Origin of the sequence: Thermoflexibacter ruber, assembly GCF_900113045.1 — a bacterium.
Taxonomy (GTDB): domain Bacteria; phylum Bacteroidota; class Bacteroidia; order Cytophagales; family Thermoflexibacteraceae; genus Thermoflexibacter; species Thermoflexibacter ruber.
The window spans coordinates 191819-216477 of record NZ_FONY01000002.1; the positions used below are offsets into that span (position 1 = coordinate 191819).

Below are 24659 nucleotides of genomic sequence, written 5' to 3' on the forward strand. Positions count from 1 at the left end.
TAGTATATGAATTTACAAGACCTTATAGTTACGCCTATTTATGCCTTTATTTTGTACCTTATCTTTTATTCCCAAAGAAGAAAATATACGAATAAGCTCAATCGTAAGTATTTTATGCAGCTGCTTCACGCAAAGTTTGCAGGAGCGATTGCTATGGGCTTAATTTACTATTTTTACTATGATGGTGGCGATACAACTTTGTATTTTGATTTGGCAAGGTATATTGCTCGTAGCTTTTCCGAGAATCCAAGTGCTACTTACAAACTTATTTTCCTGCCCATAGACACTAACGATACTTCTCTATATCCTTATATTGCCGCTAACCTTTTCTATATGAAAGGCGACTCAGACACCTATTTTTTTATTCGCTTCGTGGCACTGTTCAATATTCTTTCATTTAATACATACAGCGTTTCTGCTTTATTTTTTGCTTGTCTAAGTTTTATAGGTTCTTGGGCGGTGTATTTAGTTTTTATAGATGTATATCCTCAACTTACTAAGCAACTATCATGGGCAATTTTATTTATCCCTTCAGTAGTTTTCTGGGGTTCTGGCATGATGAAAGATAGCATTACGCTCTGCGCGATTGGTTTGATATTTTACGGGTTTTACTATGTATTTGTCAAAAAGAAAAATATTACCAAAGGTGGAATACTCTTAGCAGTTGGTTTGCTGATGATTATGTCTATTCGCGTGCATTACTTGTACTGCCTTATTCCTGCATTGATGCTTTGGTTATACCTCCAGTTTAGAGATAACATCAGGTCAAGAACTTTCAAGGTAGTGGCTACTCCATTTTTATTGGTTATAGGGACTATTTTAGGCTATTTTGCCTCTGTAAAACTCACAGAGGAAAGTGCCTATAACATTGACAATCTGGCAAATAAAACCAAAATTACTTCTAACTACCTGCAAGCTGTAGGGCAGGGGTCTGCCTATGATTTGGGAGAATATGATGGGACCTTATTAGGCATGGCAAGGCTATTCCCTCAAGCCACAGGAACGGCACTTTTCCGTCCATTTTTGTGGGAGGCTCGTAACCCTGTTAGTTTGATAGCTGCTTTGGAAGCTACACTTTTTTTGTTTTTTACACTAAGACTTTTGTATAAAGTCAAGTGGAGGCGATTAGTCGCAGTAGTTTTTAGCGAACACTTGGTATTTGTAAGTTTAGCTTTTGCGATTGCCTTTTCCTTTTCAGTAGGCATTGCTTCAGGGAATTTTGGTACTTTGGTACGCTACAAAATCCAGATGATGCCCTTCTATATGGCGGCTTTAATTATTATTCAAGAATTAACTAAAAAAGTAAAAAAGCGTACCGTAGTAATTACCTATCCGAAAGAGTTTGCATAGTTTTTATAAATTTTGACATTTCAATCCTTGCATTTTCTAAAATTGAAATTTATTATAGAAATTTGCAGAGTGAAAATGTAACAAAACAATATGGACAGTATGTTTTGTTATCTACCAATAGACACATCTAAATAAATACAAAAATGACCGACATCTTAGTAGAAATAGAACAAAAAATCAATAAATCAGCCAAAGTCGATGTATTCGAGTCGCCAGATTTTTATCAAATAGATGACCTCCTTAGCGAGGAGCATCTGATGATTCGCTCTGCGGTTCGTGATTTTGTCAAGAAGGAAATTAGCCCTATCATAGAAGACTGTTGTCAAAATAATATTTTTCCTAAGCACTTAATCAAAAAATTTGGTGAAATAGGTGCGTTCGGTCCTACAATTCCTGTAGAGTACGGTGGTGGAGGGTTGGACAATATCGCCTATGGACTCATCATGCAGGAAATAGAAAGAGGCGATTCAGGTATGCGCTCTACGGTTTCTGTGCAAAGTTCCTTAGTGATGTATCCTATCTATGCCTATGGGTCTGAGGCTCAAAAAAGAAAATACTTGCCTAAGTTAGCAAGCGGGGAGATGTTAGGTTGCTTTGGCTTGACTGAGCCAGACCACGGTTCTAATCCGTCTGGTATGGTAACAAATTTCAAAGACATGGGTGATTACTACCTACTCAACGGGGCAAAAATGTGGATTTCTAACTCACCAGAGGCTGATATTGCAGTGGTTTGGGCAAAAAATGAGCAAGGACGTATTCATGGGTTGATAGTAGAAAGGGGTATGGAAGGGTTCAGTACGCCTACTACCCATAATAAATGGTCTTTGAGAGCAAGTTGTACTGGTGAGTTGGTTTTTGATAATGTAAAAGTTCCCAAAGAAAACCTATTGCCTAATAAATCGGGCTTGGGGGCACCGCTCGGTTGCTTAGACTCTGCTCGCTACGGTATTGCTTGGGGGGTGATAGGGGCAGCAATGGATTGCTATGAAACTGCACGTCGTTATGCCAATGAGCGTATCCAATTTGGGAAGCCTATTGCTTCTTTTCAGTTGGTACAGAAAAAGTTAGCAGAAATGCTCACTGAAATTACCAAAGCCCAGCTGTTAGCCTTGCGTTTAGGTCAGTTGAAAAATGCAGGGAAAGCTACCACAGCCCAAATTTCTATGGCAAAAAGGAACAATGTCGCTATGGCATTGGAAATTGCGAGAGAAAGCCGTCAGATTTTAGGAGGCATGGGCATCACAGGCGAATATCCTATCATGCGACACTCTATGAACTTAGAGTCTGTGATTACTTATGAGGGCACACACGACATTCATTTGCTCATTTTAGGTAAAGAAATTACAGGTATTGCCGCTTTTGTGTAAAAGGATAAAAAAGAAATTGATTAAAAAGAAATAGCAGAAGTCAGCATTTGCTAACTTCTGTTATTTTCAAAATAACTTACCTATCAGTATCCCGGATTCTGCTTCAGGGTTGGTTGTCCTTTCAACTGGCTATTGACAATCTCCTGCAAAGGTATAGGGAAATATTCATGCTTATTGGCAGTAAACTGTACGCCTCTGAGGTAAGCACGCCTTGTGCCTTCAACGGCATAATAAGCGTTCAAAGTAGGGGCAGCTATTCCCCAACGTACTAAGTCAAAGAATCTATGCCCTTCCATAGCTAACTCCAAACGAGTTTCGAAGCGAACAGCATTGATAGCAAACTCTTTGCTTGTCCATGGAGTATCATAAGTGCCTACTCTGTAATTAGCTGCAGGGGCACCACTGGCAGTTCTTACAAATCCATCTGGGTTAGCGGCACGTCTGCGAATTTGGTTTACTAACTCTCTTGCTCTTTCCAAGTTCCCTAACTCAGCCTCAGCCTCAGCTAACATTAGCAATACATGAGCATAGCGAATCATGCGATAGTTATTGGCATTGAAGCGAGGGTTATTCCCGTTTCCTGTCCAGCCTGCGGCGATGTCAGAAGCATAAGGCACATTTTTCTTAGGAGAGTAAGGTCCTGCATAAGACATATCGCGGATATAGTTAGGAGTCATTGTTCCCCAATCCAAATAAGGCAGACCTATGCGTCCTACTGTCCAGTCTAAACGAGGGTCAAGTGGTGAAGTGGTTTCGCTGGTTACTTCTGGAGCATTATTGAAAGTATCAAACAAAGGTAAGCCGTTGGCATCTACTTTGAAGGCATTGACTAAATTCTGGCTTGGTTGGAAAAATCCGCAGCAAGTAGTCTGTCCGCCGTAAGGATAGTTCAAAGTAGCCCCACGATTTCCATTGTTAGAAATAGCCGCACCATCATTGACAGAGTGTTGTACTTCAAAAATTGATTCTGCATTGTTGTTAGTAGCAGTTCTAAAATTATCATGGTATCTGTCCATCAATCTATACTGACCACTTGCTACGATAGCATCAAATAAAGTTTTTGCTTGAGCAAATTTCTTTTGGAACATATAAGCCTTGCCAAGCATTGCGGCAGCAGCCCACTTGGTAGCACGTCCCGGCTCACCTGCCCATCTTGTAGGCAAGTTGTCATAGGCAAACTTGAGGTCTTCTTCTATATTTGCCCAAATGTCTTTGTCATTAGGAACTTTAGTGCTATTGGCATCGGCAGAGTTGTAGGTTTTGTCATCTATATAAGGAGCCATGTTCCACATTTTTTTAGCTTCAAAGTGGTAATGCCCCCTCAAAAATCTGGCTTGAGCAATGGCAGAGGTTTTCTCAGCATCAGTCATATCTTTGGCTTTTCCTGTCATTTGGATTACGTCATTGGAACGAGCTACCCCATCATACACCGCTCTCCATTTGCCTCTAAAATGAGTATTGTCAGGTAGGATTTGTTTCTGCTCAATGAAGGAAATCTCAGGCTGGTCGCCAGAGGTAGAGCCTTTATAAGCATTATCCGCATTTACCTCACCGTAAATCCAGTTGTCTGCTGACCCATGCCAATCTGCATTAGGAGAACCTACGTTGGTTTGTACTCCATCAAGCAAGGAATAAGCACCTATGAGTAAATAGTTTACGCCAGCCTTATTAGCGAGCGTGGCTTCACTCAGACCTGTTTTTGGAACTACCTCCAAAAATTCGTTTTTGCAAGATGTAGAAAATCCTACAATGATAAGTGTAAATAAAATTGAAAATATCTTTTTCATATTACAAATTCAATTATGAGTTATATGTTATGAATTAGTTTTTTACAGTTTGATAGTTCATAGATTAATAGTTTTTGATAATTTAAAAATGTCAGCATAAAAACTATTAAAGTGTTTTCTAAATAGCTATTTAACTATCTAAAGGCTTAAAAACTAAGATTTACCCCTACCAAAATAGACCTTGAAGCAGGGTAAGCACCTTCGTCAATGCCTATTTGGCGGTCTTGGAAGTTAGCACTTGAGTTACGCAAGTTGATTTCTGGGTCTAAGCCTGTATATTTGGTAAAAGTAAACCAGTTCTGTAACTGAATGTAGGCAGTAAAGTTTGCGATATTTACTTTTTCTAATAATACTTTTGGCAGAGAGTAAGAAAATTGAATATTCCTCAAGCGCAAGAACCCACCTTTTTCTATGTAATAAGTAGAAGGATTGGAGCTAATATTGTCATTAGAACGCAACTGAGGTAACAAGGCATCAGTTTTACCCGGCTCCCAAGATTGGTTAAGCATACGCAAACTTCTATTTCCACCAAAAGTAGGGAAGTCAGTCCAATAGCGAGTATAGTTGAATATTTGATTCCCAGAAACTCCCGCCCCAAAGATAGTTAAACCGAAGTTCTTATAGCGCATATCTATATTCAATCCATAAGTAAACTTAGGGTGTGGACTACCTATGATGGTTCTATCTGCTGCATTGATTACTCCGTCGCCGTTTACATCTCTGAATCTGAACTGACCTGCTTTGTTGTTTACGCCTCCACCAAACTGTACGGCATGTCTGCTTGCTTCCTCATCAGTTTGGAAAATACCATCAATAATATATCCAAAGAAAGAAGAAAGCGGATAGCCTTGCTGAGTAACTGTGGCGGGTGGCAGACGAGTAGTAAAGCCAAAGTACTGAGTGCGAGGGTCGCCTGTGGTTTTGTCCACCATATTTCTATAGGTAGCAAAGTTACCACCTACATTAAACTGGAAGTCATCACCAATATTTCCACTGTAGTTCAAAGAAAGTTCTACCCCTTTATTGGTCATTTGTCCAATATTTTGGAAAGGATTGACTGCCACCCCTTGTGTAAATTGCACTTCTACAGGGAAGAGCATATCGGTAGTACGTCGTTGGAACCAGTCAAAAGAAACATCTAAGTTCTTGAATACGGTAGCATCAAAACCGAAGTTGATAGAAGTGGTGGTTTCCCACTTTGCATTGGCATTACCAAACTGACCAAGGTCATATCCTTGCAAAGAAGAGGTGCGAGAACCACGTAAATCATAATAAGAAGATTCTATCACACTATTGAAGATAGTTGCAAAGTTGTAATCCCCGATTTCTTGATTTCCTGTTTGCCCATAACCTGCACGCAATTTGGCATCATTTAGCCAAGAAATGCCTTTGGCAAAGTCTTCTTCGGTGATTCTCCAGCCTGCACTTGCGGCAGTGAACAAAGCAGAGCGATTAGAGGCAGAAAAACGAGAGGAACGGTCGCGACGTATAGTGAAATCTACTAAATACTTGTCTTTGAAAGAGTAGTTAGCTTTGGCAAATTCAGAAGCCAATCGCCAGTCGGCAGTTACCCCACCTCCGTTGATTTGTCCAGAGCTACCATTGTCCAAATAACGATTGACAAGGTCATCTACCGCGAACCGCTGTCTTTGTCCAAAAAAGCTTTCACCATAAGCCTTGATAGCTTCTGTACCTGCAATTACACTTACTCTATGCACATCGGCAAAGGTTTTGGTATAGTTCAGGGTATTGTACCAAGTCCAAGAAAAATCATAGCTATTGGTAGTTCTGAGTGTATTGACGAGGGCTTGTTCAGAAGATTCTATATCATTAGCACGGAAGTTTCTTAGGTTAAAAGTATTGTAATCTACTCCATACTGAGTTTTAAAGGTCAAGTTAGGCAAAATGTCATACTCTGCATAAGCACTACCGAAGAAACGCAGTTCTATGTTTTTATTGTCTTTGTTTCTCACAAGTTCTGCCAAAGGGTTACGAGAATTGTCCAAATCTGCCCCAGATGTTCCTGCAAAATAACCAGCTACATCGTAAACAGGGATAATAGGCTGGATACGGTAAGCAAAGTTGATGGGATTGCTTTCATTGTTGTTCCCATTGGGCTGTCCTATCCTCTCTCCATAAGCAAATTGGAAGTTCTCGCCTACTCTAAATCTTTTTGTTACATTGAACTCTGTATTAGCACGAATAGAGTAACGCTTATAGCTGGTATATTTCATGATACCTTGCTGGTCAAAATAGTTTACTGACATGGCATAACGAGCCATTTCATTGCCGCCAGACACCCCAATTTGGTGATTTTGGATAGGAGCGGAACTAAAAATTTCCCTTTGCCAGTCCGTTCCCTGTTTGTTGGTTTTGGTAATCAAAAATCTACTTGCAGGTGCGGTATTAGGATTATTGTTGTAATTGATGTAGTTTCCATTGGCATCTCTGGCTACTCTTGGGTCGCCTTCCATAGCACCTGCTGGGAAAAGATAATCTGGAAGAACAGGCGTAGGACCGTTGCCAAATTGGGCATGACGGGGGAAACCGTTGGGTGCGACTTGCCCTGCATTGATGCGCGATTTCCAGACTAAGTTTGCATAATCTTGGCTATTGGTAATCAAGTCCAAGAATTTCCATGGACTTTGCGAGCCGTAGTACATATCATAAGTGAACTTAGGTTTACCTGCTTTCCCTTTCTTAGTAGTAATAATGACCACTCCGTTTCCTGCACGCGCACCGTAGATAGAAGCCGCAGAAGCATCTTTCAATACCTGCATATTTTCTATATCGTTCAGGTTCAAAGTATTTAAATTACCTTTGGTAGGTACACCATCTATTACATACAAGGGAGAGTTGTCCCCAATCGTTCCAAAACCACGCACACGCACCATTACTCCTCCGCCCGGTGAGTTGTCATTACTTACGTTTACCCCTGCAATGCGTCCTTGCATAGCTTGGGCTACGTTAGCGGCGGGAACGGAAAGCAATTGCTTGGAATCTATGGTTGCTACCGCCCCTGTAACATCTCGTTTAGACTGAGAGCCATAGCCAGTTACGATGATTTCTCCTAAGGTTTTTACATCTGCTACTAAGATAATGTCAATAACATTACTGCTACCTACAGCGATTTCTTGGGTTACATAGCCTACGCTTGAGAATACAAGCGTAGCCCCTTCGCTGGCTTCAATCGTGTATTTGCCATCGGCATCTGTTACTGTACCTCTGGTTGTACCTTTGACTAAGATAGAAACTCCCGGAAGTCCCGTGTTAGTTTCATTGTCCTTCACAGTTCCCGTTACCCTTTTTTGTGCAAAAGCGGTAAAAGTAAGCAAGGTTAAAAAGATAGCAAGGCAGCAACCCGCAATCATCTTTTTAAAGTAACTTTTTTGCATAGATTAAATTGGTTAAAAATTAGAAAATTTAACTGAAAAGATTGATAATTAAAAGATTGTAAAAATAGTAGAAAAGAAGTTTGTTAGAATATTTACAGCCCTTAGATGTGATGAATATTCCTAAATTGAAAATTAGGAGAAAGAAACGAGATTAGCAAACGTTAAGTAAAAATTTTATTGAAAGTTAAAAAAATGATAATTTAGAATGTATATTACATCGGAAAACACGATTCTTACTTAATATTTAATCCGAGTAATTTTTAAAATTTATCAAAAAAGGCTTACTTTTTTTCCTTTTTTTTAATGAAAGTATTGTTTTATTCAAGATTGTTGTTTATTTTTAAACTTATGTAATGTAAAAAATACTCTTTTGAATTAAAACACGTTTTCCTTTATGACATTCGAAGATTATGACATTGAAGGTTTTTTTGATGAAATGTTTACTCCTGACCACCAAATCAAGCAGGGGTATGTGCCTTTTAGCGAGTTTGTAGCTAATTTGAGCATAGATGACCTTGTGCAGAAGCAACACGCCGCTGAGCGCTCTCTCATGGCTCTGGGCATTACTTTCAATGTGTATAATGCAGAAGGGGGTACAGAACGCATTATGCCCTTAGATATTATCCCAAGAATCATAGAAGGGCGCGAGTGGGATAAATTGGAAGAGGGACTAAAACAACGAATTACTGCGCTTAATCTTTTTATAGACGATGTTTATAATGGTCAGAAAGTTTTTACCGACGGAGTAGTACCCAAAACCTTGATAGAATCAAGTAAATGCTTTTTAAAGCCTTGTTTGGGTTTACAGCCCCCCAAAGGAATTTGGTGTCATATCACAGGAACAGACTTGATTAGAGACCAGCATGGAATTATGCGTGTGTTGGAAGATAACTTGCGGTGCCCTTCTGGGGTTTCCTACATGCTTGAGAACAGGGAAATTCTGAAACGAACTTTTCCTAAGGCACTTGATGATACACAAGTACGCCCTATTAACAACTATGCGATTAGCTTACGAGAAATGTTAGAGTATATTGCAGACAAACCCTCACCCACTATTGTAGTCTTAACGCCCGGAATTTATAACTCTGCCTATTTCGAGCATGCTTACTTAGCACTGCAAATGGGGGTGGAATTAGTCCAAAACTCTGACTTAGTAGTAAAGAACGGACATGTGTATATGCGAACTACCAAAGGGTTAAAAAAAGTAGATGTCATTTACAGACGCATAGATGATACCTTTTTAGACCCTTTAACTTTTAATCCTGAATCGCTTTTAGGCGTGCCGGGGATTTTTGAAGTATATAAAAAAGGAAAAGTAGCTCTTGCCAATGCGCCGGGTACGGGTGTAGCTGATGACAAGGTGATTTATGCCTATGTCCCTAAAATTATTAAATATTATCTCGGCGAAGAGGCTATTATTCCCAACGTGCCTACCTATCTATGTGAAAATCCAGAAGATATGCAATACGTGTTAGATAACATTGCTGATTTGGTAGTCAAGGAGGCAAACGAGGCAGGTGGCTACGGTATGCTCATAGGACCTAAGGCAAGCGCAGAAGAGCATGAGATATTTCGCAAAAAAATCAAAGCTAATCCCAGAAATTACATAGCCCAGCCAACTATCCAACTCTCCAGAGTCCCCTCTTTGGCAGGAGAACGCATAGAGGGCAGACACGTAGATTTAAGACCATATATCCTATATGGAAAAGAAATTGTCATTACTCCCGGAGGGCTGACCAGAGTGGCTTTGCGTAAAGGCTCTTTAGTGGTCAATTCTTCTCAGGGCGGAGGAAGCAAAGATACTTGGGTACTGTATTAGTAAGTAGTTGAAAAATAGTTAAATCACCATTAGTTAAATACTAAATCAATGTTAAGTAGGGTTGCCAACTCGATTTATTGGATAAATAGGTACATAGAGCGTGCTGAGAATTATGCGCGCTTCGTAGGAGTAAACACAAGTTTGGCATTAGATACTGCCAATATTCCCGATGCCATGCAGTGGATGCCATTAGTAGCTACTACTGCTGATGAGGAGTTATTCAAGGAACTCTACGGAGAGCCTACTCAAGAAAATGTTTTCAATTTCCTCATTTTTGATGACAGGAACTTTAACTCAGTCTATTCCTGCGTAATGAATGCACGCGAAAATGCGCGCACTATACGCGAGAATATTTCTATAGAAATGTGGGAACACATCAATGGTTTTTATTATTTAGTTCGCAACGCCGCAAAGAACAGGCACAATATTTTCCCCAGTTCGAGAGAGTTTCTCAAAGAAGTAGTCCAAGGAAGCCAGCTACTTATGGGCATAGAGGACTCTACTATTTCGCATACAGAAGGCTGGCATTTTGGTAAATTGGGTCGTTACATAGAACGCGCCGACAAAACCGCCAGAATCTTAGATGTAAAATATTTTCTCCTTTTACCTTCCATAGAAGAAGTAGGTTCTGTTTTAGACATGATTCAGTGGTCGTCTGTTCTCAAGTCAGTCAGTGCTTTTATGATGTATCGTCGTACCTATGGACAGCTTTTTCCTCAAAAAATCATAGAATTTCTCATTTTAGATAGGTATTTCCCTCGTTCTGTCTATTACTGTACCGTCAATGCACAACACATACTCAAAAGCATACTCAAATCTCATCGAGGTTCTATAAAAACACCTGCCATGAAAAAGTTAGCCATGCTGAGTTCAGAACTTTATTATACCAATGTCAAGGAAATCATCAAGTTTGGTATGCACGAATACATAGACCGCCTTCAGACTATCATTAATGAAGTAAACGATAATATCCATGAAACCTTCTTTGCTATGAAAAATTAGTGCATTTTCCAACAAGTAAGGACAGAATGCTGTTGCATGGTATTATTATATACTACACAACAGCAAACTTTAACGCTTCGTTAAGCTTTTGCTTACCATTTAAAAGATTTAGCTATATCTATAAAATCTCTTGATTTCAAAGATGCTCCACCTATCAATCCACCATCTACATCTGGGCAGGCAAATAGCTCTGGCGTATTACTTGGCTTGGCACTGCCTCCATACAAGATAGAAATTTCATCTGCTAATTTCTGCCCGTGTTGGCTGGCAATGTGTTTCCTTAGTGCGGCGTGCATTTCTTGGGCTTGTGCTGAGGTAGCCGTCAGCCCCGTACCAATAGCCCAGATAGGCTCATAAGCAATGACTACTTTAGCAAACTGTTCGGAGGACAGATGAAAAAGACTTTGAGTAATCTGCCCACACACAAACTCGATGAAGCCACTTCCTGCTTGTCGCTGAGCCAGAGATTCACCACAGCAAAAGATAGGAGTGAGCTGGTTAGCTAATGCTTGGTCGACTTTGAGTTTAAGGAGTTCATCGCTCTCTTGGAAGTATTCTCTGCGTTCGCTATGCCCTAAGATGACATAATCTACATCAAAAGATTTAAGGATAGAGGCAGATACTTCACCTGTGTAAGCCCCTGAAGTCTTTTCATGACAGTTTTGCGCCCCTAAAAAAATATTTGCTTGAGATTGGAACATTTTTTTCGCATAACCTAAGTGAGGAAAAGGTGGGCATAGCACCATCACCACTTGCGAGTTTACTTCGTCTTTTGCCATATTAACTACCTCAGAGATAAGTGCTTGTCCTTCCTCTTTGGTCATATTCATTTTCCAGTTGCCTGCTACTATTTTTTTTCTCATTGCCTAAGGTTTTATTTGTTTAGTAATAAAAAGCCTAATACCTAATTTGAAAACTTCGGTAAAGATAGTACGATAAGCAAGATAAAATGAAAATAAAATCCTGAAAAAATTATAACTTGCAGCCCCAAAACAAATGGCAAAGGCTCATTATCTTTCAAAACCTAAGCATTAATGGTACTAAACAAATGGCAAAACTAAAAGATAAAATCATCAAAAACGTAAGTATTCGCAACAAGAAAGCTGCTTTTGAATACCAGTTTTTGGACAAATATGTGGCGGGCATACAACTCAAAGGCTCAGAAATCAAGTCTATCAGATTGGGAAAAGTCAATCTCGATGCCGCCTATTGCCTTTTTTTGAATGGGGAATTTTTTGTTAGGGACATGAACATTACTGAATACGAAAAAGGCACATACTACAATCACCAACCCAAAGCAGATAGAAAACTCTTGCTCAAAAAAAGGGAACTTCGCCGAATCCAAAACGAACTGAACAATGTTGGGCTGACCGTAGTCCCTACGCATCTTTTTGTCAATGAAAAAGGCTTGGCAAAGTTAGAAATTGCGATTGCAAAGGGTAAAAAACTCTTTGACAAGCGCGAAACTATCAAGGAGAAAGATGTAAAAAGACAAATGGAAAGAGAGTAAAAGTCGAGCAAGAAAACCTAAATACAATGAGATTACATCGAAACTTGGTGGCAGCAGTGGTAGAGGCACTTCATCAGATTTTTGTAGAGAAAAAATATGCGGACAAGGTCATAGAAAAAATCCTCCAATCCAACCCGAAGTGGGGGGCAAGAGACCGCGCTTTTATTGCTGAAAATACCTACGAAGTAGTGCGGTGGTGGCGATGGCTGTTATTTTTAAATGAAATAGAATACACCGATGCTTACTTCCCGACCAGAGAGGACTTGTGGAAAATCGTAGGCGTATGGCAGATAAGTTTACAAACCCAACTTCCTGATTGGCAAGAATTCACAGGTATTTATCCCAAAAAGGTTTTTCAGAAAATAGAGGAAAGCAAAAAAATCAGAAAGGTTTTTCAATCTATCCCTGATTGGTTAGACGAAATTGGGGAAAAAGAATTAGGCAAGTTTTGGGAAAAGGAAATATATGCCTTGAACCAATCTGCCCCTGTGGTAATTCGCGCTAATACGCTAAAAACTACTCCCTTGCGTCTACAAAATCTTTTATTGCAAAGCGATATTCCTACCGTAGAGGTCAAAAATGTCCCTACGGCTTTGGTTTTGCAGAAACGCATGAATATTTTTTCCTCTCCACATTTTAAAAATGGACTTTTTGAAATCCAAGATGCGTCCTCTCAGCAAGTAGGGACCATGCTTGAGGTCGAGCCTGCCATGCGTGTGATAGATGCCTGTGCAGGAGCGGGAGGAAAGACCTTGCACTTGGCGGCACTCATGGAAAACAAAGGGAAAATTATAGCTATGGACGTAGAGCAGTGGAAATTGGACGAACTGCAAAAAAGAGCCAAGCGTGCTAATGCCCAAAATATTGAAACTAAGCTGATTGACTCCAGCAAAGTCATCAAACGCTTAGAAGCCTCCGCTGACCGCTTGCTCTTAGACGTTCCCTGCTCAGGTTTGGGTGTACTGAAACGCAACCCCGATGCGAAGTGGAAAATGCAACTAAATTTTGTAGAAAATATCAAAAAAACGCAAAGAGAAATCCTACAAAACTACTCCTCTATGCTCAAAAAAGGGGGAAAAATGGTCTATGCTACTTGTAGCATCTTGCCTTCGGAAAGTGAAGAGCAGGTCAGGTGGTTTCTTTCAGAACAAAAAGGGGATTTTGAACTCTTAGAAGAAAAACGCATCTCCCCAGCCCAAAGTGGATTTGACGGGTTTTACATGGCGAGGTTAAGGAAAAAATGAAGCATGATGAGCCTTATTCATCTTTTTTCTACCACAAGAACCAAAGTTTCACAAGAAAAACATCAAACTTTTGTTGTGTGTGTTTTTGTGGTAAAGTATTATTTTTTACAAAAAATGACTACAAGTCAGAAAATAACTAAAATTTATTGTGCTTATAATCAATAAGTTATAAAATATTGTAATAAGTTTTTTACTTATTATGCTATTCAGAAAAAGTATTTTTATCATATTTGCAAACTATCAATTTCAAGTTTCTTGTTTTTAAAATCTGTTTTTTAAACGTGATAAGCTTTTTTACATTCCATTCGTGCTTTAAGTTATTATACACCGTTAGGTGTTAAATATTGGTAGTAGAAAAATAAATTTGAAAGTACACCAACTCCGTTAGGAGTTGAATAAGGGATTGAATATTAGACTCTTAATGGATTTTAGGGCTAATTTATGATATAAATTTTCTACCAATATGAAGTACCTAATGGGACAAGCTATTTTTATAACAATTCATTGCACGAGTCTATAAAACTTTATCACGTTTGGGGAGGCAAACTTTAAACCATAAACAACAAAGCAGGAACTAATAAACTATTAAAAAACAAGGAACTACTCATAACAAACAATTATCAAACAATTTAAGTAAAACTATGGCAGTAATCAATTTTGGCGGCGTAGAAGAAAACGTAGTAACCCGTGAAGAATTTCCACTCGCAAAAGCAAGAGAAGTTTTAAAAAATGAAACCATTGCCATCATCGGCTATGGGGTACAAGGACCAGGACAAGCCCTCAACCTGAGAGATAACGGCTTTAACGTCATTGTCGGACAGCGCAAAAACAGTAAAACTTGGGACAAAGCGGTTGCTGACGGTTGGGTAGAAGGCAAAACACTTTTCGACATTGAGGAGGCTTGTGCCAAAGGAACTATTATCCAATACTTGCTTTCTGATGCTGGGCAGATTGCTTTGTGGGATACAGTAAAAAAATACTTGACGGCAGGCAAGGCTTTGTATTTTTCTCATGGTTTTGGCATTACTTTCAAAGAACAAACAGGAATTATCCCTCCTGCGGACATAGATGTAATTTTGATAGCTCCCAAAGGTTCAGGCACGAGTTTGAGAAGATTGTTTTTAGCGGGAGAAGGGCTAAACTCCAGCTATGCGATTTACCAAGATGCTACGGGCAGAGCCAAAGAGCGCGTACACGCCTTGGGCATAGGGGTAGGGTCTGGCTACTTGTTTGAAACTACCTTCCAAAAAGAAGTTTATAGCGACCTTACAGGCGAAAGAGGTACGCTAATGGGAGCTATTGAAGGGATTTTTGAAGCACAATACGCGCTACTGAGAGAAAAAGGACACAGCCCAAGCGAGGCTTTCAACGAAACAGTAGAGGAATTTACTCAAAGCCTAATCAAATTGGTAGCAGAGAATGGCATGGACTGGATGTATGCCAACTGCTCCACTACCGCTCAAAGAGGGGCTTTGGATTGGAGGCATAAATTTAGAGAGGCTACTGCTCCTGTTTTCAGAGAGTTATACGAAAGCGTAGCAAGTGGGAAAGAAGCAGAAATTACTATCAAAGCCAACTCACAACCCGATTATAGAGAAAAATTGGAAAAAGAATTGGCAGATTTGCGAAATTCAGAAATGTGGCAGACAGGTAGAGTAGTAAGAAGCCTCAGACCTAAAAGCTGATTTTGAAATCTGTCAGGTTTTTGAAACCTGACAGATTTAGCTTTCACTAACAAACTTTTTTCATCTTTAAAATTTTGTCTTATTATGAAAATCTATAAAACTCGCAATGGAATTTTAGTAGAAGAAAACCAACAAGGTTATTTATTAACGGATAAAGATTGGGATACTTTTATCTTGCGAGAAAACCTCCTTCAAGAGTTAAAGCACGAACTTCCTTACCTTACCCCTGTGCATAACAAGGAGTGGCTGCTGCAACACGCCTTACTACCCCCTATTGGCAAGCAAGAAATTTGGGCATCAGGCGTTACCTATTTCCGTAGCAAGGAAGCGCGCATGGAAGAATCAGAAAAGTCGGGAGGTTCTATCTTCTACGACATGGTATATGAGGCAAAGCGTCCAGAATTATTTTTCAAAGCTACTGCCGCAAGAACTGTAGGCTCTGGGGATTATGTGAATATCCGAAAAGATTCAACTTGGGACGTGCCAGAGCCAGAGCTTACCTTATTTATCAGTCCACAAGGCAAAATCATGGGCTACACTATTGGTAACGATATGAGTTCGAGAAGTATAGAAGGAGAGAATCCCTTGTATCTTCCCCAAGCCAAAGTGTATGAGCGATGTGCAGGTTTAGGTCCTTGTATCTACCTCACTGACGAGCCTTTGTCCAAAGATACACTGATTGAGATACAAATTCTTCGCCAGCAGAAAGTTATGTTTGAAGGAAAAACAGCCATAAACCAAATCAAGCGCAGTTTTGAGGAGTTGGTAGAATATTTATATAGAGAATGCAGCTTCCCTTATGGTTGTTTTTTGATGACAGGTACAGGCATCGTTCCGTCTTCGGATTTTACCTTGCAAAGCCAAGATGAAATCCGCATCAGCATAGAGCCTATAGGAACTTTGGTGAACTTTGTGGCTTAGCTGGTGCGTTTTGTAAGATTGATAAAATTACTTACATGATTCCAAATCCAGGTTCAAACTCGTACTACTATTCCCCTTTGCCTCAAGAATTTTTTTAAGTCAGGAATCTCGATTTCGCGGTAGTGGAAGATGCTCGCTGCCAGAGCTGCATCAGCATCTTCATTGTCAAATATCTCCGCAAAATGTTCCATGCTTCCTGCACCTCCCGAAGCGATGACAGGAATAGACAAACCATGAGTAAGTTTGCCTGTGAGCCTTTTGGCAAAGCCGTTTTTCGTGCCGTCATGGTTCATGGAAGTCAGCAAGATTTCACCTGCACCTCTTTCTTGTGCTTCTTTTGCCCAAGCGAAAGTTTCCAAGTGGGTAGGGGTACGTCCGCCGTGTGTGTGTACGATGTCCTGTCCTGCTACCTCTTTGGTATCTATGGCAACCACTACGCATTGGCTACCAAATTCTTTGGCTAAGTCGTTGATTAATTGAGGATTTTTTACCGCAGAGGAATTGATGGAAATTTTATCTGCTCCCGATTTGAGCAAGAGGGCTACGTCCTCTACTGTACTGATACCGCCACCTACGGTAAATGGGATATTGACGTAGCGAGCGATGTTTTTGACCAACTCGACCAAAGTTTTGCGTTTCTCTACGGTGGCAGTGATGTCTAAAAAAACCAACTCATCTGCTCCCTGCTCGGCATACAGTTTTGCTAATTCGACAGGGTCGCCTGCATCAGTCAAATTGACAAAATTCACGCCTTTGACTGTTCTTCCGTCTTTGATGTCTAAGCAAGGAATAATTCTTTTCGTAAGCATATTTTTAAATTCATTAAACAAAAAGTGTAAAAAAATCAGTGTAATATCTGTTCAATCTGTGTCATCGGTGTTCTATTCTCTTTTTTTGGAACGCGGATTTAACGGATTTTACAGGTTTTCACGGATAAAAAAATCAGTGTAATATTTGTTCAATCTGTGTCATCGGTGTTCTATTCTCTTTTTTTGGAACGCGGATTTGACGGATTTTACAGGTTTTCACGGATAAAAAAATCAGTGTAATATCTGTTCAGTCTGTGTCATCGGTGTTCTATTCTCTTTTTTTGGAACGCGGATTTAACGGATTTTACAGGTTTTCACGGATTTCTTAAATGTCTTTTTCTATCATTAGTAAATATTAAACGCTTAAATTCTGCTTTTTTACCAAAATTAAGCAATAAACCAACTTCTTTGTCAGTAGCACGAAGGTAGTTCAGTAATTGTAATTCATTTTCATATACTAAAACTTCGCTTGCCTTTAGTTCTAAAATAATCACACCATTGACAACTAAATCTGCATAATATTCGCCAACTTCAATGCCTTTATAATAAACCTTGATTTGTTTTTGGGCTTCCATCTGAAAACCTCTATGTTTCAGTTCTAAGTACATTGAGTTTTGATAAACTTTTTCCAGAAAACCATAGCCCAACTCATTACATACATCATAATACGTTTTTATGATAGCATCTGTGATTTCTTGATGTAGTAATTTTTCCATAGTTATTACTTTTTTGGAACACGGATTTTACAGGTTTTTCACGGATAAAAAATCATTGTAATATTAGTCCAATCTGTGTCATCGGTGTTCTATTTCATTTAAAATAACTCATATTTCTAATTGCCCTGCGATAAGCCCTGACGAGTAGAAAAATACTCACAGGAAGCAAAAAAGGCAAGGCAAAACTAACTAAAAAAAGGAGATGTAAAATCATATTTTGTTGCAAAGAAATATGAACTTGCCAACTTGCATATTTTTGGAATACTACGAAAAAAGGAGTAAGTAAGGAAAGCATCAACAAGATAATTCCTACCAGCCAAAATTGTATATGATTGATAAAGAATAATATAAAAACAGGACTTAGAAAAATAATAGATAAAACGAGGTAGTCTTTTACTTTTCCAAACAAAAAAGCATGAGGAGAAACCTGAGCAAGTTGGAGGAGAATCCGACCTTCTGCTTGCAAATAAAAGGTAGAAAAAAAAGCAATGAGCAAAATCCAACACAAAATAAGCACGCTTTCATGGGCATAAAATACCAAAGCAAGCAAATACATCAATAGTAAAAAAAGCCAAGAAACTCGCAGACCTGCACGCCACTCAAAAATACGGGCAGGAATCAAAGCAAAAGAAAAAGATTGCATCTGCCTGATTCTAAGGCTAATTTTAAGAAAGCTAAGGAAAAAAATGCAAGCGAGGAGAATAAAAAAATGGATAAAGGCCTGATTTGCTAAAAAATAAATCAGGAACAGAGAAGAGAGTAATAGGTACTCTGCTATAAATAGCACGGGAGAATAAAGAGGAGTTTGGGCTAAAAACGCCTTGTCATTGCGAGTAAGGTGTAAAGGAAATATAATCAGCAAATTAACCGCTAAGACGGCATGAAAGTTTTGTAAGGCAAGAAACTTGGAAAGTCCAAATACGAGCAAACCGATGACGAAAATACTCCGCCACCAGCCAAGTTCTAACAAAATACGATAAGCCATCTTACAGCGAATCCAAAGAAAATTTCTCATCGCTAATAAGTCTTAGTCATCTCTGAATCAATGCAGAGGATAAAGTTGGCTAAGTTTTTGGATTCAGCTTTTAATGTGCTAACCTCCTCTTGCTCTACGGAGGAGATAGTTATGATTTTCAAATTCGGTTTGTATTGATTTAAGTACCAAGCAATTCCTTCAAATTTATCTGAGTGGAAAGTGCCGTGATAGTGCAAAACGGTCTTTCCTTTTTGCCACGCTCCTGCAATGCGATGTGCCATAGTTGCATCTTTGACAGCTTGGGCATAAACGATGTTCCAACCGTTTGTGCCTCCATGACCGCTGCCACCTCCCATCATTTTATACATTTCCTTGTAAGAAACTAAAGAAGTATCCACCGTAATAGGCTGAGGAGCAATCAGTTCTGTTGCCGCTTTGTCTAACTTTTTCAGTGCCTCTAAGCCGCCACTGGCTACCATGCTCGCATAGCGACGCGGGATATTAGAAGCCACAAAAGGAATCTTATTTTGCTTGGCAAACTCCACCAAAGGACGATAGTCTGTTTTGTAGTTATTCCAAAGTTTGGCTTCTTTTTCAAAATTGCTTTCTTTGATAAAGCTACTTAGGTACTCATTTAGCACTAATTGGTCATCAGACTCGAACATTTCTGCGGCTAAAACTAACTTGTCTGTCTTTACCTTGAACAAATCTTTGGTGAGTTTGAGTTGAAGCCAATGACAAATAGGATTGTTGTGCAATTCACCAAAGAGAACAATATCAGCTTCTTGTGCGGCTTTGAGTACCTCACTGTACGAACTTTGCTTTCCTTCTTTGTCATAAAAAAAGTAAGCAGGTTTATCGCTTTGCATAGAAAGTAAGGAAAAGGATAGAAAAATGATAGACAAGCCCAAACGCTTATTTTTCAGTGTATTATTCATCAAAGTAAATGTTAAAGTAAACAACTCTGTCAAAAGTAAAAAATTTGTCCCATAGAATTAGGAGTGTACTTAAAAAAATATCTCTTGGGCAAGCCTAAACGTATTGGCGTGTGCTTCCACAATATCGCTGATTTTTTCTGAATATCCACCACCCATGCTCACTGCCACAGGAATTTGATTGATTTTGCAAGTTTCAAGTACAAAACGGTCTCTTTCCTTGCACCCTTCCCTGCTTACTTTGAGTTTGCCTAATTTGTCTGTGGCTAAAATATCCACACCTGACTGGAAAAATACAAACTCAGGCTGTACCTCGTCTATCAATCTTGGCAAAGTATTTTTGAGTAAAGACAAGTAGGCTTCGTCCTCTGTGCCGTTAGGAAGCCCTATGTCTAAGTCAGATTTTTCTTTTTGCATAGGATAGTTGTTTTCTCCGTGCATACTAAAAGTAAAAACTCGCTCATCGTCTTTAAAAATTTGGGCAGTGCCATTGCCCTGATGCACGTCTAAGTCAATGACTAAAATCTTTTTAATATTTTGATATTGAAGTAAATAATTAGCAGCAACCGCTATATCATTGAGCAAACAAAATCCTTCGCCTCTGTCCGTAAAGGCATGGTGCGTACCCCCTGCAATGTTCATAGCAATCCCGTATTGGAGGGCAAAAAGCGTACCCTGTATGCTTCCTTGCAAAATAGTAACTTCCCTGTCCACCAAAGACTTAGAAAGTGGGAATCCTGTTTTCCTTACTTCAGAAGGCGAAAGTGTAAGGCTTTTTAGCTTTTCCCAATAAGTTGCCTCATGGGTAGTCAAAATCACTTGCTCAGTAGCAGGAGAGGGAGTAAAAAAATTATCCTCATTTACTGTACCTTCATAGAGAAGTTGGGTAGGCAGTAGCTCGTATTTGAGCATAGGGAAACGGTGTTCAAGCGGTAAAGGGTGAATATAAATAGGAGCAAAGGCAATTTTTAGCATAAACTTAATATAGGCAGTGAAATTTAAAATTAGTTTTTTGTAAACCTAAATGGAAATTTTTACTTTTATTGAAAAAACGTTAGGTAACGTATTTTGTTTGCTAATTTCAAAAGCAAAAATAGCTAAATTTAAACTAACAATATTTATCATTATGATTTTCATAGACATAGATGGAACGCTGCTTACCTCATCTCATACGATTACTCCAGCAACTAAGCAAATAATTCAACACATTCATCAAAACTTACATATTCCTATTATTCTGACAACAGCTCGCCCTCCACAAGGTACTTTTTTTATTTACAATGAGTTAGCATTGGATACTCTTTTGATTTGCTTCAATGGAGGTTTAATTCTGCACAAGAATCATCAATCTGAATGGGAATATCTTGTTAATCAGTCTGTCCCAGCCCATGAAATAGAAATTATTTTGCAGGAAGCATTACAATATGACATTAATCCTAATCTTTATAGGGAGCAGGAATGGTACGTGCAGAATATAGATGATTTGGTGCATAGGGAAAGTAGAAATACTAAATCTACACCTATACACACAGACTTGTTGAAAATCAATAGTTTGTGGAAAGAAAAGCATAGAGGAGCCAATAAAATTCTCCTAATGGGTACACCAGAGAATATCAATGCTTTAGAAAAAAATGTGAATTATTTACTTCCACATCTCAATATTTCTAAGTCAAAACCTGTTTACTTAGAAATCACCCACCCTGCGGCATCTAAGGCACAGGCGATAAAGTGGATAGCAGACAAGTGGAACGTGCCACAAAAAGACGTCGTAGCCATAGGAGATAATTACAATGATGCAGAAATGTTACAGTGGGCAGGAACAGGAATAGCAATGGGCAATGCCCCTATGGAGGTAAAACAAGTAGCTGATTACGTAACTCACACCAATAACGAAGAAGGGCTAAGGTTTGCTTTGGAAAAATTTTTCGCTCAATAAAAATAATTTTTAAAAATTAGTTCTATTTTTGAAAACTTTTGCAATATTTTTGTTAATAACCTAAGGTAAAATTCTGCTTGTTTCCTAATAGCACCCCCAATGCACAGTGTACTCGCATCAGAAATTGTTTAATTTTCAATATTTTTTTCATATATTGTTTTAACTTTACAGTTTATACAACATTACTTACTAAATCCATTGCGACCATGAAAAGGGGTTTTGTGTTATTTTTATTGATTTTGCAAACATTGATTGCTGCCGCTCAGCAGAATCCAACCGCACTTTTGAAAGTTAAGATTGATAGTTTAGAAAAGGCTTTATCCAAATCCAAAGGTGATAAATCTAAAATAGCTAAGATTTATCAAGATTTAGGAATGATTTATCAAATGAATGATGATAGTGAAAATGCACTCAAAAACTTTCAAGAGGGGCTAAAACTTTATGAAGAACTAAAGAATAACCAACAAGCTGCAAGTCTTTATACAGCTATCGGGAAAATGTATTTTGACCGAAGAGATAACAACAAAGCTTTAGAATACTATCGCAAGGCACAGAACGTTGTTCAGCAATTAAACGACCAAAAAGAAATCACGAAGCTAAACCTGCTTATTGCAGAGGCACACGAGCAGAAAGGCGACCTGAGAACTGCAAGAGAATACAACTTAAGAGCCTTAGAATCAGCAGAAAATATGCGAGATGAAAAACTTACAAGTAACGCTCTTAGCAACTTAGGTGATGTATTTATGAAATTAGGGAGTTACCAAGATGCTTTGCAGTACACACTTCGTTCTTTGGAGATAAAAAGGGGAGAAGGCGATAAAGCTGGCATGGCACACGTACTGACCACTATGGGAGAGATTTATACAAAATTAGGGCAGTATGAAAAAGCCAATGGGTATTTTCAAGAAGGTTTGCAGTTAGCCCAACAAATCAATGCCCGCCAACTTCAGTTGAACTTGTATCTTTCATTGTTTGAGTATCACGAATCTAAAAAAGAATATCAAAAAGCTTTAGAATACCACAAAGATTATGTAGCTCTCAAAGATAGCCTTTTCAATATTGCGAGAGATAGACAGATGAATGAACTTGCTGTCCGCTACGAGTCCGCTAAAAAAGAAAGAGAAAATCTCGAGCTTCAACAAAAAATAACAGAAGACCAAGCCGCCATCCAAAGTAAAAACCAGCTATTGGTTGCAACAGGGATAGGGGCGATTGTGTTACTTGTATTTGGGCTTTGGATTTTGCGAGATAACCAAAAACTCAAACAGCTCAATGCTTTGCATCAAAAAGATGAATTAGAGATTAAACGGAAAAATGAGGAGTTAGAAAAGCAACAAGAGGAAATCCTAAAAAGGCAGGAGCAAATCAACCAGACTAAAGCAGAGTTAGAAAAGCAGAAAGAAGAACTTGAGTTGAAGTCAGAACAATTGCAATTTGCTTATGAAGCTATCAATGATACAAATGCAGAACTTCGCCAGCAGAAAGAAGCAATGAAGCAACAAAACACTGAGCTTCGTCATAAAAATCTCCAAATCATGGAGAGTATCCGCTACGCCAAAGATATTCAGGAAGTCCTGCTCCCTTCTGAAAAACGTATGCAAGAGGCTTTCCAAGAATATTTTATCCTTTCTCGTCCGAAAGATATTGTTTCAGGAGATTTTTATTGGTTATCTCAAAAAGAAATAGACGGCAGCAAAAAAACAATACTGGTTACGGCAGACTGCACAGGACATGGAGTTCCCGGTGCCTTGCTTACCATTATCGGAGGTAACATCTTAAATCAGCTTATCAATGAGCGAAATATGAGCAAACCAGAGGAGATTCTGCAAACGCTTAATGATAATTTCGTAGCTACCTTACAACAAGAGGAAAGCCAGATAGGGGATAGCATGGATATTTCGCTTTGTATCATAGACCACCAGCAAAAAGAAGTAGCTTTCTCTGGGGCAAAAACACCCATATTTTATGTGCAAAATGGAGAAATACACGAACTTAAAGGAAGTCCAAGACATATCGGAGGCTTGCATAGACAGCGTAAAAGAAATGTTGCGTTCACTACTACAACCTTCTCTATCGCCGCTCCTACGACCTTATATATGATTTCAGACGGCTTTTATCATCAGTTTGGGGGCAGACCTTTCCGCAAGTTCATGAGAGATAACTTCAAAAAATTACTTTTAGAAGTTTCTGATAAACCACTTGCCAACCAAAAAGAATTGTTGGAAACACACTTAGATCACTGGATGCAGGATACCGATGCTTCTCTTAGTCCTTTCCCACAAATAGATGATATTTTGGTAGTAGGGGTAAAAATATGATTCTCGTAAATGGATTAATATGAAATATGCACTAATTTTTCTATGTTGTTTTGGGATAAGTTACCAGACTTTTTCCCAAAACTCTTTGGTTAGACCAAAGCCAGAACCTGCGGTCTTTGTCAATGACTATGCAGAAGTCCTTTCTCGTGCAGAAATACAAAAATTGGAAGAAAAATTAAGGCAATTTGATAAAACTACTTCCAATCAGCTGGCTATTGTTATCTTACCTTCTTTAGAAGGAAATATCATAGATGTACTTGCTAATCAGTGGTTTAAGGCATGGGGTATAGGACAAAAAAATAAAGATAATGGATTGCTGATTTTGATTGCTATACAAGATAGAAAGATGCACATAGAGGTTGGTTACGGACTAAATAAGGTTGTTACTAGTTCGGAAGCCCAAAAAGTAATCGAGAATCAACTAAAACCTAATTTCAGAAATAATCAATTTTTTAAAGGCTTAGATGAGGCTACCACCTATCTCATGGGCTTAGCTATACAAAAGTTCCCTCCACAAGCGAATAACTCTCCCGCCTTGCCCGATTCTAATAATGTAATAAGTAGTTCAATAGATGGGCTAATACCTTATGTAGCCATTGCTACCATAATTATTATAATTATGGTTCTAAAATACGGACATCCTAAATATAAACAGCCGCATGTTTCGCAAAATAATTCTTTCTCATATCGGAAAAACAATACTTCTAACCGCAACCCTTATTATCACAATACTAACTATCATAACAACAATGCCTCTACTTCTTACTACTATTACACAAACAACGATACCTCTTCCAACGATTCCGATAGTTCCTCTTCAGATTCAGATAGTAGTTATGGAGGAGGCGACTCAGGGGGCGACGGAGCAAGTGGAGATTGGTAAATTATT

The 24659-nt window shown here is 38.9% G+C and carries 19 protein-coding genes; 11 read left to right on the forward strand and 8 right to left on the reverse strand.

The annotated features are described in order from the left end of the window. The first annotated feature begins 6 nt into the window (after positions 1-6). Positions 7-1350 carry a hypothetical protein gene (locus BM141_RS01805; protein ID WP_091539003.1) on the forward strand — a complete coding sequence of 448 codons (1344 nt, stop codon included), beginning with the start codon at positions 7-9 and terminating at the stop codon, positions 1348-1350. Between the two features lie 143 nt (positions 1351-1493). Then, complete coding sequence (locus tag BM141_RS01810; protein ID WP_091539008.1) at positions 1494-2717, forward strand: acyl-CoA dehydrogenase family protein; 1224 nt, start codon at positions 1494-1496, stop codon at positions 2715-2717. Positions 2718-2800: 83 nt separating this feature from the next. Here BM141_RS01810 and BM141_RS01815 read toward each other — a convergent pair whose 3' ends face one another. After that, positions 2801-4504 (reverse strand): RagB/SusD family nutrient uptake outer membrane protein, encoded by a 1704-nt coding sequence (locus BM141_RS01815; RefSeq protein ID WP_091539011.1) that lies wholly within the window; start codon positions 4502-4504, stop codon positions 2801-2803. A gap of 146 nt (positions 4505-4650) precedes the next feature. Beyond that, a complete protein-coding gene (locus BM141_RS01820) occupies positions 4651-7899 on the reverse strand; it encodes a SusC/RagA family TonB-linked outer membrane protein (RefSeq protein ID WP_245763961.1) in 3249 nt (1082 codons plus the stop codon). A 394-nt stretch (positions 7900-8293) separates the two neighbouring features. On the opposite strand from BM141_RS01820, the gene BM141_RS01825 reads away from it, so the two are divergent. Then, complete coding sequence (locus tag BM141_RS01825; RefSeq protein ID WP_091539015.1) at positions 8294-9718, forward strand: circularly permuted type 2 ATP-grasp protein; 1425 nt, start codon at positions 8294-8296, stop codon at positions 9716-9718. A gap of 48 nt (positions 9719-9766) precedes the next feature. After that, on the forward strand, positions 9767-10720 hold the full coding sequence (locus BM141_RS01830) for an alpha-E domain-containing protein (RefSeq protein WP_091539019.1): 954 nt from the start codon (positions 9767-9769) through the stop codon (positions 10718-10720). Positions 10721-10812: 92 nt separating this feature from the next. Here the strand turns inward: BM141_RS01830 and tpiA are convergent, their stop codons facing one another. Then, positions 10813-11583, reverse strand: coding sequence for a triose-phosphate isomerase (gene tpiA / locus BM141_RS01835; RefSeq protein WP_091539021.1), 771 nt, complete (start codon positions 11581-11583; stop codon positions 10813-10815). Between the two features lie 185 nt (positions 11584-11768). On the opposite strand from tpiA, the gene smpB reads away from it, so the two are divergent. The 4 genes from smpB (at position 11769) to BM141_RS01855 (ending at position 16080) form a co-directional block, all read left to right on the forward strand. Beyond that, positions 11769-12230: an SsrA-binding protein SmpB gene (gene smpB / locus BM141_RS01840; protein WP_091539172.1), complete on the forward strand. Its 462-nt coding sequence runs from the start codon at positions 11769-11771 to the stop codon at positions 12228-12230. Positions 12231-12256: 26 nt separating this feature from the next. Then, the gene (locus tag BM141_RS01845) at positions 12257-13474 is read left to right on the forward strand and encodes an RsmB/NOP family class I SAM-dependent RNA methyltransferase (protein ID WP_091539024.1); all 1218 of its coding nucleotides are present in this window, start codon (positions 12257-12259) and stop codon (positions 13472-13474) included. A 641-nt stretch (positions 13475-14115) separates the two neighbouring features. Next, positions 14116-15159, forward strand: a complete 1044-nt coding sequence (gene ilvC, locus BM141_RS01850; protein WP_091539028.1) for a ketol-acid reductoisomerase — start codon at positions 14116-14118, stop codon at positions 15157-15159. Positions 15160-15243: 84 nt separating this feature from the next. Then, positions 15244-16080: a fumarylacetoacetate hydrolase family protein gene (locus BM141_RS01855; protein ID WP_091539031.1), complete on the forward strand. Its 837-nt coding sequence runs from the start codon at positions 15244-15246 to the stop codon at positions 16078-16080. 53 nt (positions 16081-16133) lie between these two features. On the opposite strand, the gene hisF is transcribed toward BM141_RS01855, so the two are convergent. The 5 genes from hisF to BM141_RS01880 all read right to left on the reverse strand — a co-directional run bounded on the left by hisF (position 16134) and on the right by BM141_RS01880 (position 20491). Beyond that, the gene (gene hisF / locus BM141_RS01860) at positions 16134-16889 is read right to left on the reverse strand and encodes an imidazole glycerol phosphate synthase subunit HisF (RefSeq protein ID WP_091539033.1); all 756 of its coding nucleotides are present in this window, start codon (positions 16887-16889) and stop codon (positions 16134-16136) included. 314 nt (positions 16890-17203) lie between these two features. Continuing rightward, positions 17204-17605 carry a GxxExxY protein gene (locus BM141_RS01865; protein WP_091539036.1) on the reverse strand — a complete coding sequence of 134 codons (402 nt, stop codon included), beginning with the start codon at positions 17603-17605 and terminating at the stop codon, positions 17204-17206. 94 nt (positions 17606-17699) lie between these two features. Then, positions 17700-18620 carry a hypothetical protein gene (locus BM141_RS01870; protein ID WP_143090755.1) on the reverse strand — a complete coding sequence of 307 codons (921 nt, stop codon included), beginning with the start codon at positions 18618-18620 and terminating at the stop codon, positions 17700-17702. Positions 18621-18622: 2 nt separating this feature from the next. Then, the gene (locus tag BM141_RS01875; RefSeq protein WP_091539042.1) at positions 18623-19519 is read right to left on the reverse strand and encodes a ChaN family lipoprotein; all 897 of its coding nucleotides are present in this window, start codon (positions 19517-19519) and stop codon (positions 18623-18625) included. A gap of 69 nt (positions 19520-19588) precedes the next feature. Next, complete coding sequence (locus tag BM141_RS01880; RefSeq protein ID WP_091539045.1) at positions 19589-20491, reverse strand: histone deacetylase family protein; 903 nt, start codon at positions 20489-20491, stop codon at positions 19589-19591. Between the two features lie 151 nt (positions 20492-20642). Here BM141_RS01880 and BM141_RS01885 point away from each other — a divergent pair, with 151 nt between their 5' ends. The 3 genes from BM141_RS01885 (at position 20643) to BM141_RS01895 (ending at position 24653) form a co-directional block, all read left to right on the forward strand. Beyond that, the gene (locus BM141_RS01885; protein WP_177217235.1) at positions 20643-21452 is read left to right on the forward strand and encodes a Cof-type HAD-IIB family hydrolase; all 810 of its coding nucleotides are present in this window, start codon (positions 20643-20645) and stop codon (positions 21450-21452) included. A 206-nt stretch (positions 21453-21658) separates the two neighbouring features. After that, complete coding sequence (locus BM141_RS01890; protein WP_143090756.1) at positions 21659-23770, forward strand: tetratricopeptide repeat protein; 2112 nt, start codon at positions 21659-21661, stop codon at positions 23768-23770. Between the two features lie 19 nt (positions 23771-23789). Beyond that, the gene (locus BM141_RS01895; protein WP_091539055.1) at positions 23790-24653 is read left to right on the forward strand and encodes a TPM domain-containing protein; all 864 of its coding nucleotides are present in this window, start codon (positions 23790-23792) and stop codon (positions 24651-24653) included. Positions 24654-24659: the final 6 nt, after the last annotated feature.

Excerpts from the sequence above, each read along its gene's own strand:
- BM141_RS01805 (WP_091539003.1), top strand. The coding sequence starts at position 7 with ATGAATTTACAAGACCTTATAGTTACGCCTATTTATGCCTTTATTTTG.
- BM141_RS01810 (WP_091539008.1), top strand. The coding sequence starts at position 1,494 with ATGACCGACATCTTAGTAGAAATAGAACAAAAAATCAATAAATCAGCC.
- BM141_RS01815 (WP_091539011.1), bottom strand. The coding sequence starts at position 4,504 with ATGAAAAAGATATTTTCAATTTTATTTACACTTATCATTGTAGGATTT.
- BM141_RS01820 (WP_245763961.1), bottom strand. The coding sequence starts at position 7,899 with ATGCAAAAAAGTTACTTTAAAAAGATGATTGCGGGTTGCTGCCTTGCT.
- BM141_RS01825 (WP_091539015.1), top strand. The coding sequence starts at position 8,294 with ATGACATTCGAAGATTATGACATTGAAGGTTTTTTTGATGAAATGTTT.
- BM141_RS01830 (WP_091539019.1), top strand. The coding sequence starts at position 9,767 with ATGTTAAGTAGGGTTGCCAACTCGATTTATTGGATAAATAGGTACATA.
- tpiA (WP_091539021.1), bottom strand. The coding sequence starts at position 11,583 with ATGAGAAAAAAAATAGTAGCAGGCAACTGGAAAATGAATATGACCAAA.
- smpB (WP_091539172.1), top strand. The coding sequence starts at position 11,769 with ATGGCAAAACTAAAAGATAAAATCATCAAAAACGTAAGTATTCGCAAC.
- BM141_RS01845 (WP_091539024.1), top strand. The coding sequence starts at position 12,257 with ATGAGATTACATCGAAACTTGGTGGCAGCAGTGGTAGAGGCACTTCAT.
- ilvC (WP_091539028.1), top strand. The coding sequence starts at position 14,116 with ATGGCAGTAATCAATTTTGGCGGCGTAGAAGAAAACGTAGTAACCCGT.
- BM141_RS01855 (WP_091539031.1), top strand. The coding sequence starts at position 15,244 with ATGAAAATCTATAAAACTCGCAATGGAATTTTAGTAGAAGAAAACCAA.
- hisF (WP_091539033.1), bottom strand. The coding sequence starts at position 16,889 with ATGCTTACGAAAAGAATTATTCCTTGCTTAGACATCAAAGACGGAAGA.
- BM141_RS01865 (WP_091539036.1), bottom strand. The coding sequence starts at position 17,605 with ATGGAAAAATTACTACATCAAGAAATCACAGATGCTATCATAAAAACG.
- BM141_RS01870 (WP_143090755.1), bottom strand. The coding sequence starts at position 18,620 with ATGAGAAATTTTCTTTGGATTCGCTGTAAGATGGCTTATCGTATTTTG.
- BM141_RS01875 (WP_091539042.1), bottom strand. The coding sequence starts at position 19,519 with ATGAATAATACACTGAAAAATAAGCGTTTGGGCTTGTCTATCATTTTT.
- BM141_RS01880 (WP_091539045.1), bottom strand. The coding sequence starts at position 20,491 with ATGCTAAAAATTGCCTTTGCTCCTATTTATATTCACCCTTTACCGCTT.
- BM141_RS01885 (WP_177217235.1), top strand. The coding sequence starts at position 20,643 with ATGATTTTCATAGACATAGATGGAACGCTGCTTACCTCATCTCATACG.
- BM141_RS01890 (WP_143090756.1), top strand. The coding sequence starts at position 21,659 with ATGAAAAGGGGTTTTGTGTTATTTTTATTGATTTTGCAAACATTGATT.
- BM141_RS01895 (WP_091539055.1), top strand. The coding sequence starts at position 23,790 with ATGAAATATGCACTAATTTTTCTATGTTGTTTTGGGATAAGTTACCAG.